Raw genomic sequence first — 17,841 nt, 5'->3', positions numbered from 1 at the left:
ATCACTGAGCGTGTGAGGCGTCTCAGTAGCGGGAACCTGCACGCTCGGCGACGAAGTGTTCAAGCTCCCGTTCCAGCAGCGATGCATCACCTTTGTTCAGTGTCAGCATTTGACGTAAATGACTGATACTGACTACATCAATATGCAGACAGCGAAACCCCATGGTGTCGTCATCAAGATGCTTGAGCTGCATTTCAATATCTATCTCGATCTGTGAGTCGGGTAAACAAAAGCTCAGGAATGACGGCTCTTCGGAAGGCTGAAAGCCATCAGGTCGTTCCAGCAGGGCGCCATTAAGACTCAAGTCCAGAATTCGGGTAGACCAAGCACCATTATGTTGCTTCAGTTCGGCCGGTGCCTGAAACAAAATCCGTGAATATAAACGCCTGTCAGTCATGGAAAACGTCTCCTGAAGTGGATGTGTCATTATTGTTGTATAAGCATATCTCAGCTTTTTCAGGGTGCAACAGAAAACCACCCGCAATCGCCCGCCATCAGCAGTATGTGACGGTATTGCCTGCTGGTGCAGCACTCCGTCAGTTGATGAAATTTGTTCATTTTTAAACTAAATTTAAACTAATTTTCCGTGAAAATATGAATAGTTGTGAATAAAATTAGAAAATTCATCTACCGATCAGCTGAAGTTTATGTACAACATTCTTATTTTTGATACTGACACTTGCCTGCTTACTCAGCTGGAAACCTATCTGGAACCTAACCGGTATCGCCTGATTTGTGTGACTGAACCAGAGCAGTTTTGGTATGAGTTCAACAGACAACATCTTGATTTAGTACTGCTTAACATCAGACAGCCAGGTTCTGCCGGATTGCACCTGACCAGAGAGTTACGGGCGCGATCCACTGTGGGTATTGTGCTGATCAGTGACAGAGGTGAGTCCATTGACAGGATCATTGGACTGGAAATGGGGGCCGATGACTATATTGCTTCCCCTTTTGAACTGAGAGAACTGCAGGTCAGGCTGCGCAATTTGTTGTGGCGTATTTCTTTGGTGCGAAAAGCTGAAGCGGCCGCCACGGCGCCCCATGCCAGGCAGGACAATCTGATCCAGTTTGAAGACTATGAGCTGGAACTCAACAGCAGGAAGCTGCGCAAAGGTGCTGAGCTGATTAAGTTGACCAAAGCCGAGTTTGAATTGTTGGTTGTGTTTGCCCTGCATCCGCAGCAGGTGTTGACCAGGGAGCGATTGATGCAACAGACCAGCCATCGTAATCAGGATGTGAATGACAGAACCATAGATGTCATTATCCGCCGTTTACGTAACAAGATGTCCTGCGATTTGTTTGTGACTGTGCACGGTGAAGGCTATCTGTTTGCGGCCTCACCACGGGACTGATTTTGCCTTAGGCGTTGGCGGTCTGCGGCATAACTGTCAACAGATAGCGGGGCTGGTTATATAGACGGCAACCAACAAAGTCCCTGCCAATATCTATTGCTTCGCAGTTCAGTTGATTACTGCCAATCTCTTCCATCTCCGGGTGGGGCGATGCAACTGAAGGGGCCGCAAGTTACTGAGTGGGTGAGACAGAAAATAGAAAAAACGCAGTCGCTGATATCAGTGACTGCGTTTTTTATTGAGCAAATTACCTGAGTGTCAGGCTATACAAGCTAGGGAAAAGAGCAACACCCCTGCTTGTTTGCCGGGATCCTGACACAGTGTCTGTCCTTTCAGAGCGTCACCTTGCCAGAGAAGTTCTCATCAATTCGCCAGCGCGCTGATATCGTCCCTGACCCATAGTAAGGTCAGCTTGGCCAGTGCCCGATAGAACTGACCAGGATCACAGGTATCAACTTTATCGACAAAACGCCCCAGCCAGGAGTCGATGCAGGTTTCCAGAAAGCTCAGCTGAGATCCCCGGTCAGCATGCAGGCAGAGTTGTCCCATAAAGGCCAGCATCACTGCCAGATGATCTGCTGGCTCCTTGAAATCGCTCTGCAGTTGCAAGCCACTCTGGCGCAGAAAATCACACATGACATGGTGTTGCTCACCAAACAGGGTGGGCATTTCCTCATCGCTCAGATACAGACTGGCGTAAGGAGAGGCCGACTGCTTGTCGCCGACCAGAAACAGGCCGCAAAAATCGGCGGCCAGCTCAAGTCGCTGACGCTCATTGATCATGTGCATCAGCGTTGATTGCAGTATTTGCACCTGAGGAGCCAGCGCCTCGTCCTGTGCCAGTGAGTGCCAAAAAGCCATGGCATCATCACTGGTCAACTCCCTTTGTCTCTGCTCGCTGACTTCCCAGGCAAACAGCGACGAGAGCAACTGGTAAACCAGACTTCTGGCCTGGTTTAACTCCTTGTCTGTCATAGAGAAACCTCAATTGGACCGCTGAAACCACTGACTTCAGGAACCTTGCCCTGATATTTCTCGTAGTTAACCAGACAGGTGTAGGCAGAGCAAGCCTGAGCCAGTTTTGAGGTACCGATATCCAGTGTCAGAGTATTGGGGTCACCGTAGGAATCCAGTGCGCCAATTTCCCAGCCACCTGCTTTGGAACCGTCTTTACCCACTGGACTGAACCAGGCACCTTCCTGAATACGGATTACGCCTTCAGGGAAGTTGGACGAAATTACGGCGCCTGCCAGCAGTTGCCCACGGTCATTGAACACCCGGATAATATCGCCATTTTTGATGCCACGTTTCTGAGCATCCTTGGCATTGATATAGCAGGGTTCACGACCTTTAACTGTATAGGTTTCACGGTATTCGTCAGACTCACACATCTGCGAGTGCAAACGTTTGTCAGGGTGACAGGATTGCAACCAGATAGGATGTTTCTTGGATCCCGGTCCACCGTGGCTGCGCTCGATTTTTTCCATCCAGGCTGGGTGGCCAGGACAATCGTCGTAGTTGTATCCGGCAATTTTCCGGCTGTAGATTTCAATCAGACCGGATGGAGTACCCAGTGGATTGATTTCAGGATCTTCGCGGAATGCCTGATGGCGTACCCAGGGTTGTCCCTGGCCGAAATCGACATAACCGGCTTTCCAGAACTCTGCAAAATCAGGCATGGCAAACTGGCCATCGTTGGCTTGTTTGCTGCCGTTGTACAGGTATTCCAGCCACTGCAGCTCCGTCATGCCGCGGGTATATTCTTTCTCTTTACCCAGCTTGCGGGCAAAGCGGGTGAAGATTTCAAAGTCAGACAGACTTTCAAACAGTGGCTCAACCATCTTGTGCATGGCCAGAATACCGCGGTTGGCGTACGCACCGTAAATATCCATGTCGTTGCGCTCAAGCGTAGTACAGGCGGGCAGTACTATGTCTGAGAAACGACAGCCGGCATTCCAGTTGGTATCGATGGTGACCACGCACTTGAGTTTGTGGAACGCCTCTTTCATCCGATTGCGCTGTTGGTGGTGATTCCATGGGTTACAGCCGGAGAACACCATCATCTTGATGTCCGGTAAGGTTACCTTGCCACCGTTGGAGTCAATCACCTTGCCGGGCTCGAGGATCGAATCAATCCAGCGGGCTACCGGAATGACACTGCTGTAGCCTTTAAAGTCGTTATTGTCGAAAATCGGTTTGATGCCCTCATCCAGGTTACGGGGGAAGGCACCTGGCATGGCCGCACCGGACGCCGGAATACCAATACCTGAATAGTGGTGACCATAGCTGATACCGCCACCGGGCAAGCCGATCTGGCCAATCATGGTTGCCAGCACAGCAGACATCCAGTAAGGCTGTTCTCCATGTTGCTGACGCTGGATACACCAGCCCATCATCAGCTGAACCCGCCCCGTAGTCAGTACTTTTGCCAGTTCTCGGATGCGTTCAGGGCTGACACCACAAATCTTACTTGCCCATTCAGGTGTTTTTTCCACACCGTCAGTTTCGCCAAGCAGGTATTTGAGGAACTCATCGAAGCCCAGGCTGTACCCCTGCACAAAGTCGGCGTCATACAGACCTTTTTTGTACATCTCATGGGTGATACCCAGCATCAAAGGCACGTCTGTCTGAGGGTTGACGTATTGATGCTCAACATTTTCCAGATAGTTCTGGGTCTTGCTGACCACAGGGTCAATACTGATGACCTTGATTTTGCCTTCTTTAACTTTTTTCTTCAGTTCAGCCAGATAGTAATAAGACTCGTGAGTCTCTGTGTTCCAGCCAACCTGCAGGTTCTTGTAAGGGTCATTTGACCACATCACTATGGTATCGGCGTGTTCAAGGATCAGTGACCAGGACGTACCCTGTGCGTACACTTCGGTGGAGCCCAGTACATAAGGCAGAATGACCTGACCTGCACCGGTTGAATAGTCACCAACCTTCTTGACGAAGTTGCCGTGCATTGCCACTGCACGCTGCATGTGGCTGGTACAGGAGTGCAGTTGTCCGACAGCGCGCCAGCCGGTCTGGCCAGCATGCAGACCAGAGGGACCGTATTGGGTCTGCACCGTGTTCAGTGCATCGATAAACAGTTCAAGTGCCTGGTCCCAGGTCACACGCACAAAGCGGAAATCACCGCGTTTGGTGGTGTCGCTGTCCCAGCCTTTGAGCAGATAGTCGAGGCGCACCATGGGGTAACGTACCCGGCTGTTGTTGTACACCAGGCCGCGGATACCATGGATCATATCGCTGGGATATTTATCGGTATCAAATGGCAGAACCTGATCGATTACCCCATTTTTGCGATTGATGCGAAATGCACCCCAGTGACTGCCAGTAACCAGCCAGTCTTCTTTGGGTTCACTCAATGGTCCGGCCATGGCTGTCAGCGGCTTGAGCACAGAAGTGCTTCCCAGCGCTACACACGAGACAGACAGCAGGCCTTTGAGAAAATGTCTTCTATTCATTGTCATCAGTGGCATCCTAATCAGTGTTGGCCAGACTTATCAAAAGTAGAGGAATGTTCCTGCAGGTATTTTTGTACCAGTGCAGTGGTGTCCTGATCCAGGTTCACAAAGGCCAGCATGCCCTGGAACATACCAGGCCAGGTATTGGCGTCGAAATGTGATGGTTCTGGCTGGGTATGACATACGCTACAGGAGGTGTTGTAGGTGTCCTTCGCGTAGCTCCACAGCATGTCAGGGTTTTGCAGCAGATAGTCTTTGCTGGTCCAGATGTCGACTTCCACACGCTGCCAGGTCAGACCGGTCAGTGGATCCTGTTTCTCTTCAAATACCCGGATATTACCGTCATGCTTGGCCGCTTCCATGGTCAGCTGCGCTGACAGAATGTTTACACCAAAGTCCTTGTAGATAACCCGGCCTGCGCCGATGCGTTTACGCCAGCCATTAAGGCTGATTTTTACCCGGTCGCCCTGGGCTTCAAGCACTTTAACTTCAGTGGCGATGTTCAGAATACCGGCATCAGTATTATCAGTTGGTCCTTCATACAGCTCTTTGGTCAGAGCTGAGTAGTATTCCTGACCCACGGCAGGTGTTACACCATGACCAACCTGAGCAATCAGTTCAGGAGCACGGGCAGTCCCCATGTTGGGCAGGTGGTGAGCAATACCCTTGTGGCAATCAATACAGCTTTGGTCTTTTTCAGCCGCCTGCTTCATTTGTTTCACGGCCAATGGGCTCATTTCTGCCCAGTTCATAGATTCGTATCTGTGGCAGTTTTTACAGGCCTGAGACTTGGTGCGGTCGAACTGCTTCCACACGCGACTGGCCATTTCCAGACGCTTGGCGTTGTATTTTTCAGGTGTATTGATCACCCCAAAAATTTCGCCATATACGTCTTTGGCCGCTGCCACTTTTACTGCCATCTTCTGGGTCCAGTCGTGTGGCACGTGGCAGTCAGGACAGGTGGCACGGACACCTGAATTATTGGAATAGTGAACTGTGCTTTGCAATTCTTTGTATGGGTTGTCTTTCATGGTGTGACAACTGATACAAAACTCTTCTTTGCTGGATGCTTCAACCGCAGTGTTGAATCCACCCCAGAAGATAATACCCATAATAAATGCAGAAATGCTGATCATACCCAGCGTCAAATAGCGCGACGGGCGGTTAAGGGTTCGCCAGAGATTGCTTAACCACTTCATAATAAAGTGTCCTCGAAATCGGATGTGAGATTAGTTGTGACCTGGCATACCGCCAAAGGTGTCATACAGGAATACGCAAAGGCCATAGAAGCCGATAAAGCCTACGGCCAGAAGGGGGAACAGCACGACGACGATAAAGCCCAGCGCTGTTAACTCACTGCTCTTTACCTGCTCTTCGGTGTGCTCGGAGGGGGTATTGGTCGCCATAACTGGTTAGTCTCCAATAGATTCACTGTGTAATTTAGAAACTATAGTTCAACGATATGAACCGTTATGGCGGTCAGAATGAATATCTTTTGACAGGATATGTAAAGTTGTGAAAAAGCACTCTGGCCTGCAGAGTTTTGTAATCAGAACAGCCTGTTGTGGCACGGTAACTGGCGTTTGATGGCGGCGGCAAATTAAAGCTTTTTAAATCTATCTCAAAGAAATCGGCGTTATCGTGATTTTTATCATAAATATCATGATATTGACGCTGCTGCTTTAAACCTGGACGGGAATGAAGTGTGCCTCGTCTTTGCAGATATTCTCTGATATTGGTGGATATCAGTGCATTACACTGTTTCGTGAACCTTTGTTGTAAGCTCTGCTGCCAGACTATTTGCCTGTAGATTCATGGGGATAAGACTGTGATCTGAGTCACGGGTGGCGGTTGTCGCAATATTGCCTGAATTGCGTGGTACGTCACATGCGACCTTGCGCTACTGGCAGGGCGCGGGTTGATGAATAAACGCGGCCAGCAGGTCCTTCCAGGTGATCAGCCCCACAAGCTGACCATCTCCGGAGGTCACAGGCAAACAGCCGATGCCATGTTCAAGCAAAATGGCCGCCGCTGTCTGCAGATTGGTATGTGGTTCCACGGTAATCGGATGACGGCTCATCAGTTGATGTAATCTGATGTTCAGACAGCTCAGGTCTTTATCGGTTTGTGCGCTCATCCCCAGTTTGGGGCTGAGCGCACGAAAAATGTCCCTTTGAGATAGCACGCCAACCACTTTTCCTGCCTCGGTAATCACCAGGTGATGGAAGCTCATCTGTTCCAGTAGCTGATGAGCCAGCTCCAGCCTGTCGTCCATCTGCAATGTGAGCACTTTAGTGGTCATGATCTGCTTGATTGTTGACATGGTTAGCCTCCGAAAGAGTGTGATTGCTGTAATGCGGTCATTGTGCTGTCATCTGCCTGAGGTGGAATAGTGTGCTGTGTGTTTCCTGTCAGTGAAGGATATTCAAGTGCCGATACCAAGCTCCATTGCTACTGTTAAAACCAGGCAAACTGAGTACAAAGCCGTTCGATATGCCCGCAAGCTGATCTCCATGCCCTCTGTCACGCCGGAGGATGGCGGCTGTCAGAAGTGGATTAATGAAAAACTTCAGACCCTTGGTTTCAGTATAGATTGCTGGCAGAGCCAGGGCGTGACCAACACTGTGGCGGTGCTGGGAAAGGGCTCCCGCAGACTGGCCTTGGCCGGGCATACAGATGTGGTCCCGCCGGGAGCAATGGAAAACTGGATAGTTGACCCATTCGCGGCGCGGATTATTGGTGACTGCTTATACGGTCGGGGTGCCGTGGACATGAAATCCGGTGTGGCGGTCATGCTGGCAGCACTGGAAGATCAACTGACAGCCTGCGGACTACCCCGCGATTTACAGGTGCAGGTACTGCTGACCAGTGATGAGGAAGGCGAGGCAGAGCATGGCACAATCGACATTGTCAGGCACTTGCAGGCCATGAATGCCTTGCCTGACTACTGCCTGATTGCAGAGCCCACGGCTGCCACCCGCAGCGGGGATGCCATCAGGATAGGCCGTCGGGGTGCGGTTTCCTGCCGTATGACGTTGACTGGCAAACAGGGACATGTGGCTTACCCGGACAGTACCGTCAATGCGATTATACTGGCACAGCAGGTTATCGCGAGTCTGCAGGGGCTTGAGTGGGATAACGGCAGTGATGACTTTCCCGGTACCTGTCTGCAGATCACCTGGATTCATTCCGGGGCATTTGTCGACAATCTGGTGCCCGGACGTTGTGAGCTTTGTTTTAACGTGAGGTTCAGTCACAGGTATTCGGTCACCGACATACAGTCGCGGATAGAGACTGAGCTGGCGATGGCCTTTGGCTCCCGCGACGCGGTCTACTATCAGCTGCAGTGGGACAGAGTATGTGACGCCTATTTCACCCCGGCCGGATTGGACGACAGCCTGATACACAGAGTCGAGCAGGCCGTGAATGCCGTGACCGGCACCTATCCGCGCTTGTCTACTTCAGGTGGCACGTCTGATGGCCGGTTTCTCGCCTCCGAGCAAACCCAGGTGGTGGAATTGGGATTGCCCAATGCCACAATACACCAGGTCAATGAACGGGTCAGCCTGGAGGATATTATGACGTTATATCGGATCTACCGGCACTTACTCAGCGGATTCTGGGGTTCGGTTTGAGTCATCAGTTATGAGCCGGGGAGTCGCTGCATTGACTGAGCGGCTTATTCTCAAACTGTGCAATATTACTTAGGCATCAAACGGCATCAAACCGCTCGCTCAGTGTCACCCTCGGTCACCATTTGACGGTGAGCATCCACGTAACGTGCTCTCTTTTTGGATTTAAGCAGCGAGATATCCACCAACACCAGACCGTCGATGCAATGATTAAATTGAGGGTCAACGCCAAAATCAAGGAACCGGGTTCCGCCGTTTTTGGCCACTTCCACATACTGTTTGAATAGGGTAGGAACAGATTCTCCCAGTGACGCCAGATTGGCCTTCAGCAAAGGAAAACCGGTGGCATAGTCATGGTCGGGATAAAGAGCATCGAGGCGGGTCTGCAACTCATCTGTCAGCTGGTAACCCTGATTTGCGATTGCCCACCCGCTTTGACCAAAGAAACGGCGGTAGAAGTGTACCAGCATGGCTTTGGCCTCAGGATGCATGTCATTGCTGATGGAAACCGGGCCAAACAGGTAGCGATACTCAGGATGTTGAGCCAGAAAGGCACCTATACCATACCAAAGATAATCCAATGCGCGTTTGCCCCAGTATTGCGGCTGCACAAAGCTGCGTCCCAGTTCCAGCCCCTGTTCCATAATGGGGTGAAATTCTTCACTGAAATGAAACAGAGATTGACTGTAAAGGCCAGAATCCTGATTGTTTGCCAGGATTTGTCGGCAACAGCCCAAGCGATAGGCGCCGGCGATCTCCATTTGCTGAGGATCCCAAAGTACCAGATGCAGGTAGCGGGAATCATAGCCATCAATATCCCGGCGCTTGCCCGTCCCTTCGCCGACTGCCCGGAAGGCCACTTCCCGCAGTCGACCGATTTCCCGCATCACGGGATTGGTCTCCTGATGGCGGTACAGATAAATCGCCATCTTGTCCTGGGTATATCCCAGAAGCTGACACTCCCGCAAGGCTTGCCACAGCGCTTTACGGGGTTCCGGCGGGGCAATGGGGGGCAGTGTTTTGAACAGTGACGGGCGGCCACTGCCGAGTCGGTAAAGATGGGATTTCAGTCGCTGCGCCTGCTGATGTATATCGCCATGAGCTGAGTCCAGAGCCTGCAATGGAATCAGCCCGCCAATGCGCACCGGCATGCGGCGACCCTGTTGTTTAAACATCTCTTTGACCAGCAGTAAGCTGCCAAGTGGCTTGAACAGCATGGAAGCTCCATAAAATGCAGCGGAATTGCGGGCGTCAACCAGCACCGGTAACAGCGGGGCGTTGCAGGCCCGGGCGATTTTGACAAAGCCGCTTTGCCAATGGCTGTCCCGGACCCCGTTGGGACGCAGGCGGGAGACCTCACCCGATGGGAATATCAACAATGCACCACCGTTTTTGACGTGCTGGTGGATGGCCGTCAAATGTTGTTTGGCGGTGCCCCCAGACATGTTGTTCACCGGTAACAGAATTTGGTGAAGTGGGGTTATGGCCATCAGCAGTTGATTGGCTACGACTTTGATATCTTTACGTACTTCGCTGATGAGTTTGATCAGCGCCAGCGCGTCCAGAGAGCCTATGGGATGGTTGGCAAAAATAACGACGCCACCACTGTGGGGAATATGTTCGCGTTCACGATCCGCGAGGGTATAGCTGAAGTCGAAGGTTTCCAGCAATTGATCGACAAAGTCGGTTCCCTGCAGATGCGACAATTGGGCGGCGATATCATTGCATTGCTGTTCATGCAGCAAGTATTTCAGTATCGCTTTGGTGGGATTGGCCAGCAGGGGATGCCGGCTGAGAGTTGGAAAGTTCTGTGCAACCAATTGGTCTGAAGTGAATATCATTGTCCCTGTCCTGAACGCCGGCCGGTGGCGAATTCACCGGCATGTTGGCTTCAGAGTAGAGAGCTGGGATGACTGTCAGATGACAGGCCGATGACCGACATATGACAGCCACAATGAGTGATTATGCTTCTTTTCTGGGCTGCTCTATCAACAGGTTGGCAGGCAGTAAAATGGTGACTATGGTGCCCTGTCCGGGCATGGATTCTACCTGCAGTTGTCCTTCCAGTATCTGAGTGACCAGGTTATAGACAATATTCATGCCCAGTCCACTGCCACCCTGGCCTCGTTTGGTGGTAAAGAAGGGGCAGAAAATCTGCTCTCTGACATCCGGACTCATACCACAGCCATCGTCCCGGTAGCACAGTTCTATCCCGTCTCTGGCCTGGGTGACTGTCAGGGTCATGTTGCCGATAACGCCGTCCTCAAAGGCATGCATGATGGAGTTGTTGAACAGGTTGGACACTATCTGATAGAACACTCCCGGGTTGGTCTTGAGCCACAGGTTTTCCGGGCAGTGAATACCATAATGGTGCCGGGTGCGTTTGAGCATAGGTTCCATGGATTGGAGTATGTCCATGAGGTAGTTATGAAAATTGAACTGACATACTTCTTCATGGGACTGATCAACCGCCACATGCTTAAAGCTGTTCATCAACTTGGATATGCGTTTCATATTGGTGAGGAACAGGCGGCAGGACTCTTCAACATCCTCCTGATATTGGGCGAAGTCACCTTCAGAGACCTCTCTGCATTTATACCTGTGATTAAATTCGCTGATCCGCTCCATCAGATTGGAGGATGCAGTAATGCAGACGCCTATCGGGGTATTGAGTTCGTGAGTAATACTGGCGACCAGGCCCCCCAATGTTGCCATCTTCTCTTTGTCTTTGAGCTCTTCCCGGGTCAGTTGCAGTTCTTCCAGCATGGCCTGCAAGTTGTGCTGGCTGGATTTCAGCTCCCGGGTGCGCGCATCAACCCTGTCTTCCAGTTCCATATTGAGCAGGCGCAAGGCCCCTTCGGTATCTTTCAGCGCTTGAATATTCTTGATGGTGCCGGTCATTCGCTGGATTTTGCCATCGACTGTATGCTCGGTGATCTTACCCCGGCACTCGACCCAAATCCATTCATCTGTTTCCCTAGAGCGCCCGCGATAACAGACATGAATGGTTTCTGACTTGCCTTTAAGGCAGTTTTTCATTCTGTGAACCACGGCTTCCTGATCTTCAGGATGGACTGTGGCCATAATGGTTTCCTGCAGGCTGCTCTCTTTGCTGGGGTAGCGCAGGAAGGTGTTGCTGCGGGTTAATTTACCGTCGCTTAACTGCCAATCCCAGAACTCATCGCCGCTGCTCCACAGTGCCAGTTGCAGACGCTGTTCGCTGCGACCCAGTTGCAGCAGCAATTTTTCCTGTACAGTGAACTTTTGTTGCCAGACGTAAAAGATGAGTCCCAGTACACTGAGAGCCATCAGTCCGTATAGCATAAAGGCCCACCAACTCTGCCAAGGCGGAGGCGCAATATAGACCTCCACTTCTGTGATATCACTGTAATCCCGGCTTAAACTGACTGCCCGCAATTGCAATTTGTAATGGCCTGGCGCCAGACCGGTAAAGTTGACTTCATTGTTGGTAGTTTTGAACCAGCTGTCGTTGAAGCCCTGCATCCGATATTCATAACCCAGGGTGTCACCATGGCTCAGTGAAGGTGAGTGGAAAAACAGAACAAACAGGTTGGCATCGTAACTCAACGATATCAGAGGAGAATTGGACGCATTGGGTTGCGCTACTGACGACAGTTGATGTACCCCGTCCATCAACCGCACTGACTCGATAATCGGGGCTACAGGCTTGTTAACATTGAAGGTCTGTCCCTGCATGATTTGGTTATAACCTTCAGTGCCACCGAAATACAGGGTGCCATCGGATTCTTCAAAACTGGCGCCGAAATTGAACTCGTTACCCTGAATGCCATCATTGACCGAAAAGTTACGGATAACGCCGGTTTCTGGAAAAATCAGGCTGAGTCCGGCGGCTGAACCAACCCAGATGCGGTTGAAATTGTCCCGGTGCATCAGATACGCCGCATCATTGATAAGTCCGTTCTCCGTATTGTAGACCCGGCTTTGCTGGCTATCCGGGTCAAACATGATGATGCCATCAGATGTTGCGGCCCATATCCGGTGTCCGGTGACAGCCAGAGTCATCAGGTGTTTGCTTGGCAGGGCTGGTTTGGTGTCAGTGCTGAAACGGGTTATTGCGCCATCCGGACTCATCCTGGTCAGTCCGCCACCATAGCTGCTGACCCAGATGTTGCCTCTGGCGTCCTGAATGACATCAGAGGTTTCATTGGCACCAAAGATATCCCTGAAGGTTTTGAAAGCCAGTGTGTCAGCGGCAAAGTGGATGACGCCATCACCCCGGGTGGTAATCCATATCTGGTTTTGGTCATCGAGGAAAAACTGGAACAGGTTGTCGTTGGGTAATGAGGTCGGGTCTAGCGGGTCATGCCGGAAATGCCTGAGTAAACTGTAATTTTTGTCCAGGATCAGCAGCCCGCTGCCGCGGGTGCCAATCCACAGGCGTTGCAGGTTATCTTCCGCGATAAAGCTGATAAAACTGTTGGCCAGACCAATCCAGGGAGCACTGAATGGCTGCATGTCGACAATGATCTTGCCCTCTTCGATCACCTTGTATAGCCCCTGACTGGTACCTACCCACAGTTGTCCGGATGAGTCCCTGAATATGGCGCGGGTGTTGAGGGTGGTGATGTCTTTATTACGCAGTGCGCCGGGGCGGATGTGATGCCATTTCTGAGCCGCCAGATTGAGGCGATTAACACCTTCACCCTGGGTTCCAATCCACAGTTGCCCCTCTTTATCCAGCCACAGGGTGCTCAGTGCAGTACTGCCCAGACTGCCGGCATCCAGCGCATTGGGCTGGTGTAACTGGGTAGTGTCGGCACTGATCTGCACCAGCCCCTGATTGCGGATATTGACCCAAATATCGCCGTAGATATCGGCTTTGACCGCGGTGACCTCTGCGCCATCAAGGGGCTCAGGCATGCGATCCGAGTGATCGATAAACTCATTTTGGGACAGGATAAACTGATACAGCAGGTTATTGCCGGCCAGCCATAATGAGTCATATCCGCCGCTGGCAATGCTGTTGATGACCCCTTGCAGCTGCTCGTGATAGATAAAGCCACTGGTCTTGCTGTAGCTGACCACCCCGGCGCTGGTTGCGACCCACAGCACCCCATTATGCTTATGCATCGCGGTTACTACCGGGCTTGGCAGTTCGGCCAGGTAATGGTGCACGATAGTGCTGCTTTGCGGCGAGAACACATAGATGCCATGGTCGCTGGTAGCCACCCACAGATTGCCGTCCTCATCGCCGTTGAGGGCTGAAATGTTTTCTCTGGGCAGGCCGGTGACGGCAGGCAGAAAGTGAGTGAAGTTTTGCTGATCACGGTTGTAACGGTTAATGCCGTCACTGACAGTGGAAAACCACAGGGTGCCCTGATCATCCAGATACAGGTGGGAGATATCGTCTCCGGAGGTGCCGGCTGGGGGATTATCCGCCTTGAAAATAGTGAAGTTATTGCCATCAAAGCGGTTCAGACCGGACTGAGTTGCAATCCACAGATATCCCTGATTGTCAGATATCATGTCGTTTACCGTGTTCATGGAGAGCCCGTCTTCGATATCCATATGTCCGAATTTCGGCGGAAATCCCGCCAGCGCACACAGGCTGTTGAGTGTCAGCGCCAGAAGTAGGGTGAACAGGTATCCGCTTTTCACTGAAACTCTCCCGATTAAGGTCATTAGGGTGCGTAAAGGTGACCGACCGGCATGCCGTCATCTTGAGCAACTTACTAATGCAATTGATTTAAAGTTTAGAAGTTGGGCGGCAGATTGCGAGTTGTGGACTTAAGAAAAAGGCTTCCCGAAGGAAGCCTTTTGAAGAGAGACCAGATGCCCGCATTCCCGGGCATCATCTGGATATTGGCTGGTTGCTCAGAAGAACAGATGCGCCATCAGAGCGATAAATGGCAGGGTCACCAAAGTCCGCAGGATAAAGATGGCAAACAGTTCCCAGACCTTAACAGGGATGCGGCTGCCCAGCAGCAACGCGCCCACTTCACTCATGTAGATGAGCTGTGTTACCGACAGGGTGGCGATAACGAAACGGGTCATTTCCGAATCGATTGAGGCGGCCAGAATCGATGGAATGAACATATCGGCAAAGCCCACTACGATAGTCTTGGATGCTTCTTCTGCATAGGGGATTTGCAGCAGTTCCAGCAGTGGAATGAACGGCATGCCCAGCCAGCTGAAAATCGGTGTGTATTCCGCGATGATCAGCGCCAGAGTACCAATACCCATCACCACTGGCAGTACACCGAAAATCATGTCTACCATGTTTTTGGTGCCATCGGTCAGGAAGTGCTTCACACCGCCAGCGTTGTCGGCACGGTACAGCGCTCTGTCCATGCCCCAGGACATGGCAGTGTAGCCCGCAGGAATGACTTCATCGTCCTCCTTGCGCTCTGTCTGATCGATAAACAGATCCTTCTTGTGGCTCAGTGGCGGCAGACGGGGCACTATGATGGCCGCCAGCACGCCCGCCATACATACGGTCATGTAGAAGGGGATGAACATATGTTCCAGCTGGACCTGCGATATAACCACCAGCGAGAAGGTGATGGAGACCGCTGAGAAGGTGGTGCCGATAACCGCGGCTTCACGCTGGGTATAAAACTTCTCTTCGTATTGTTTGGTGGTCAGCAGGATACCCACGCTGCCATCCCCCAACCAGGACGTCATGCAGTCGATAGCACTACGCCCAGGCAGATTGAACAGCGGCCGCATGACTTTGGTCAGCAGTGCGCCGAGCAGCTCCAGCAGGCCAAAATTCAACAGCAGTGGCAGCAGCAGGCCGGCAAACAGGAAGACACAGAACAGAATGGGCAGCAGGTCGTTCAGCACCAGCGCGCCGGTTCCGCCGGAGTTAATCATTTCCGGACCGGTTTGGCTGAATGTCAGCACAATGAAGAGGGCGCCCAGCAAACGAACCACAAACCATACCGGAGAAATATCCAGCAGATTTTTCAGAAACGCATTCTCCATCACCAGTCTGGGTTTCATCAGCTTGGTCAGTATGGTTGCCAGTGCACTGAGGACAACAATGACTGTGACTATCAGAGGTAACACTTCTGCCAGAGCAGCTTGCAGACCTTTAGCCAGCACGGCAATGGGAATGGTCAGATCATTGTTGTAACTGACTGGCGTCATAAACAGCAGCAGACCGATAAAGGAAGGGACGATAAAGGTCAGCATCGTCTTGATATTATAATTTTGTTTAACGTTTTCCACGAGTTCTAAACCCTTGATTGCCGACTGAAAACAGGTAATCCCCGACTGATTTCTCACGTCTGCTGATGTTGGTACAGGAACAATCAGCAGGCATGACAACAACAGGAACATCGCCACTTTGCATGGTCATGCAGACATTTATGCAAAAGTGGTTTGCAAGGTTAACCCCTTACTGCGGCGCTGTAAAATGCACTTTTTCTGTTATTCACACTCATCGCAGTAAATAAATATCTGCTTTATGTGACTGAATATATAATACCTAAAAAATCCATAAATACACGTAAAAAGTGCATATATATCACCGTGTTAATGTATTGTTTTGTTGGTGTTGCTGCAAACGATCTTGCTGATTAATTGAATTGTTATGCAGTTCTGGTTGCTGGCTTGTCAGGCCGTTAACAGAAGATAGCGCCTCGGCAAAGCTCTGCCCGCCAATGCCCCACCTGAACCGGCTTCGTCAGGTGGGGAACTACAACTTAACCAACGAACAGCTTAACCAAAGGTATGACGAAGGGCTTTGGTGGTTTCAGCACAGGTTTTTAGGTGATAGGCGGCCTGTTCAATCATATTGACTGCCTGCAGGTTCTCCTCGCTGAGGGCGGCAATCCGGTGAATGTTGTCAGCCAGCTCCTGTGCCACTGCCGCCTGCTGATTGGCGGCGACCGCATTTTGTTGGGCAATTCCGTGGATATCACTGACTCTCTGATAAGTGGCTTCGATTCGATCACAGGATTGCTGCGCATCCAAAGCACATTGCTCTGCCTGGGCGCGGGATTGCTCCATCTGCTTGGCCCACTCGGTGAGCATGGTGAACATCTTGTCGACACTGTCTGAGATTTGATTGGTGGATTGTTGAGTACGGCTGGAGAGCGCTCTGACCTCATCCGCGACGACGGCAAATCCCCGTCCCTGCTCTCCTGCACGGGCAGCTTCAATTGCGGCATTCAGCGCCAGCAGATTGGTTTGATCGGCAATCGCATCAATTTCTCCCATGGCATTGGCGACTTGCTCGGCTTCTTTGTTGAGCAGTGCCGCACTGGCGGCCGCTGTGGTGACAGAGCCTGCCAGTGCCCGCATATTGAGATTGCTGGCTTGCATTGCATCACGGCTGGATGCGCATTGATGGTAGGCATCATCAATATGTTCAGAGGTGGCACTGGTATTGTTGGCAACTTCCCTAATGGTCGTTTGCAATTCCTCCATGGACTGCCCTATCTGCATCATTTGCAGTTTCTCTTCATCCAGACTGACGTGGGTTTGCCGGGTTGCCACCGCCAGATCTTCAGCGATATCCAGTAAGCCTGTGGCCTGATCCTCGGTTCTGCCCAATACTCCCTGCATTCTGGCCTGAGACAGCAACAACTGAAAGTCGAGGATGGAAGAGGTGTCTTTGCCGCAGTACACCCAACGGCTGATGGAATCATATTCCCGCTGCAAAGACAGGAGTCTGGCCGGGATCCTGAAGGCTTCATCGTAAAAGATGGCCAAATTCAGCAGCATGATAAGCATGCCCGCGAGCATCACTCCCCAGCTCCAAAACCAACCGCAGGCCAGCAGTCCGGCGCTGATCATCATCCCGCTGATGACCCGTTTTTGCGTCAGAGTCAGTGGGCGGCGAACGGATTTTTGATTGTTCAGGCGTTCATATATCAGACTTGCCTGGGAGATCCATTGTTTGTTGGGTGCCCGTCGAACTGACTGATATCCGGTAATCCGGCCATGACTGAAAATAGGAGAGACAAAGGCATCAACCCAATAAAAACTGCCGTTTTTGCAGCGGTTCTTAACTATCCCGCGCCAGCTTTGTCCCTGCTTGAGTTTACTCCACATATCTTCAAAAGCTGCCGCGGGCATGTCCGGATTGCGGACAATATTGTGGGGTTTGCCTATCAACTCCTCGCGACTGTATCCGGATATTTCGACAAATTTGTCATTTACATAAGTGATAACGCCACGGGTATCTGTCGTGGAGATCAACTCATCCTGCTGGTTGACTATTACCTCTGCTGCGTGCCTGAACGTCATATCTGCTCCCTGATAACGACTGAGTTCTGCGATGAAATGTGACGAGTTTATCAGTTTTGTCTGCTGTGGACAGGTAGGCAAAAGTCTAGAAATGGCATGTTTACAAAGCGTTATTTGCGGCACTGAAATGAAAAAGGCCGCACTCAA

General features: G+C 51.4%; 12 protein-coding genes. 2 read left to right on the top strand and 10 right to left on the bottom strand.

Annotated elements, in window-relative coordinates:
- Positions 1-22: 22 nt before the first annotated feature.
- Positions 23-397, bottom strand: a complete 375-nt coding sequence (locus tag ACRRUX_RS01550; RefSeq protein ID WP_432526471.1) for a PilZ domain-containing protein — start codon at positions 395-397, stop codon at positions 23-25.
- A 250-nt stretch (positions 398-647) separates the two neighbouring features.
- Here ACRRUX_RS01550 and torR point away from each other — a divergent pair, with 250 nt between their 5' ends.
- Complete coding sequence (gene torR / locus ACRRUX_RS01545) at positions 648-1,355, top strand: two-component system response regulator TorR (protein WP_432526469.1); 708 nt, start codon at positions 648-650, stop codon at positions 1,353-1,355.
- Positions 1,356-1,718: 363 nt separating this feature from the next.
- Here torR and torD read toward each other — a convergent pair whose 3' ends face one another.
- The 5 genes from torD to ACRRUX_RS01520 all read right to left on the bottom strand — a co-directional run bounded on the left by torD (position 1,719) and on the right by ACRRUX_RS01520 (position 7,145).
- Positions 1,719-2,330 carry a molecular chaperone TorD gene (gene torD, locus ACRRUX_RS01540; RefSeq protein ID WP_432526467.1) on the bottom strand — a complete coding sequence of 204 codons (612 nt, stop codon included), beginning with the start codon at positions 2,328-2,330 and terminating at the stop codon, positions 1,719-1,721.
- Entirely contained in the window at positions 2,327-4,822 is a 2,496-nt protein-coding gene (torA, locus tag ACRRUX_RS01535; protein WP_432526465.1) for a trimethylamine-N-oxide reductase TorA, read from the bottom strand. Before torA ends, torD begins: the two co-directional genes overlap by 4 nt.
- Before the next feature lie 20 nt (positions 4,823-4,842).
- Complete coding sequence (gene torC, locus ACRRUX_RS01530; RefSeq protein WP_432526463.1) at positions 4,843-6,021, bottom strand: pentaheme c-type cytochrome TorC; 1,179 nt, start codon at positions 6,019-6,021, stop codon at positions 4,843-4,845.
- Between the two features lie 30 nt (positions 6,022-6,051).
- On the bottom strand, positions 6,052-6,228 hold the full coding sequence (locus ACRRUX_RS01525; protein WP_432526461.1) for a periplasmic nitrate reductase, NapE protein: 177 nt from the start codon (positions 6,226-6,228) through the stop codon (positions 6,052-6,054).
- A 494-nt stretch (positions 6,229-6,722) separates the two neighbouring features.
- Positions 6,723-7,145: a CBS domain-containing protein gene (locus ACRRUX_RS01520; RefSeq protein ID WP_432526459.1), complete on the bottom strand. Its 423-nt coding sequence runs from the start codon at positions 7,143-7,145 to the stop codon at positions 6,723-6,725.
- 106 nt (positions 7,146-7,251) lie between these two features.
- Between ACRRUX_RS01520 and dapE the strand changes: the two genes are divergently transcribed.
- Positions 7,252-8,457: a succinyl-diaminopimelate desuccinylase gene (dapE, locus tag ACRRUX_RS01515; protein WP_432526457.1), complete on the top strand. Its 1,206-nt coding sequence runs from the start codon at positions 7,252-7,254 to the stop codon at positions 8,455-8,457.
- A gap of 86 nt (positions 8,458-8,543) precedes the next feature.
- On the opposite strand, the gene ACRRUX_RS01510 is transcribed toward dapE, so the two are convergent.
- The 4 genes from ACRRUX_RS01510 to ACRRUX_RS01495 form a co-directional block, all read right to left on the bottom strand.
- Positions 8,544-10,328 (bottom strand): GNAT family N-acyltransferase, encoded by a 1,785-nt coding sequence (locus tag ACRRUX_RS01510; RefSeq protein WP_432526742.1) that lies wholly within the window; start codon positions 10,326-10,328, stop codon positions 8,544-8,546.
- An 88-nt stretch (positions 10,329-10,416) separates the two neighbouring features.
- Positions 10,417-14,094, bottom strand: coding sequence for a two-component regulator propeller domain-containing protein (locus tag ACRRUX_RS01505; RefSeq protein WP_432526455.1), 3,678 nt, complete (start codon positions 14,092-14,094; stop codon positions 10,417-10,419).
- A 216-nt stretch (positions 14,095-14,310) separates the two neighbouring features.
- Positions 14,311-15,633: a YjiH family protein gene (locus tag ACRRUX_RS01500; protein WP_432526740.1), complete on the bottom strand. Its 1,323-nt coding sequence runs from the start codon at positions 15,631-15,633 to the stop codon at positions 14,311-14,313.
- Between the two features lie 528 nt (positions 15,634-16,161).
- On the bottom strand, positions 16,162-17,694 hold the full coding sequence (locus tag ACRRUX_RS01495; protein ID WP_432526453.1) for a methyl-accepting chemotaxis protein: 1,533 nt from the start codon (positions 17,692-17,694) through the stop codon (positions 16,162-16,164).
- Positions 17,695-17,841 lie beyond the last annotated feature (147 nt).

The organism is Shewanella sp. GXUN23E, from assembly GCF_050865035.1.
Classification (GTDB): domain Bacteria; phylum Pseudomonadota; class Gammaproteobacteria; order Enterobacterales; family Shewanellaceae; genus Shewanella.
This window is presented reverse-complemented; position numbering and strand designations above follow the sequence as displayed.

Coding starts and splice junctions, on each gene's coding strand:
- ACRRUX_RS01550 (WP_432526471.1), bottom strand. CDS start 397: ATGACTGACAGGCGTTTATATTCACGGATTTTGTTTCAGGCACCGGCC.
- torR (WP_432526469.1), top strand. CDS start 648: ATGTACAACATTCTTATTTTTGATACTGACACTTGCCTGCTTACTCAG.
- torD (WP_432526467.1), bottom strand. CDS start 2,330: ATGACAGACAAGGAGTTAAACCAGGCCAGAAGTCTGGTTTACCAGTTG.
- torA (WP_432526465.1), bottom strand. CDS start 4,822: ATGAATAGAAGACATTTTCTCAAAGGCCTGCTGTCTGTCTCGTGTGTA.
- torC (WP_432526463.1), bottom strand. CDS start 6,021: ATGAAGTGGTTAAGCAATCTCTGGCGAACCCTTAACCGCCCGTCGCGC.
- ACRRUX_RS01525 (WP_432526461.1), bottom strand. CDS start 6,228: ATGGCGACCAATACCCCCTCCGAGCACACCGAAGAGCAGGTAAAGAGC.
- ACRRUX_RS01520 (WP_432526459.1), bottom strand. CDS start 7,145: ATGTCAACAATCAAGCAGATCATGACCACTAAAGTGCTCACATTGCAG.
- ACRRUX_RS01500 (WP_432526740.1), bottom strand. CDS start 15,633: ATGCTGACCTTTATCGTCCCTTCCTTTATCGGTCTGCTGCTGTTTATG.
- ACRRUX_RS01495 (WP_432526453.1), bottom strand. CDS start 17,694: ATGACGTTCAGGCACGCAGCAGAGGTAATAGTCAACCAGCAGGATGAG.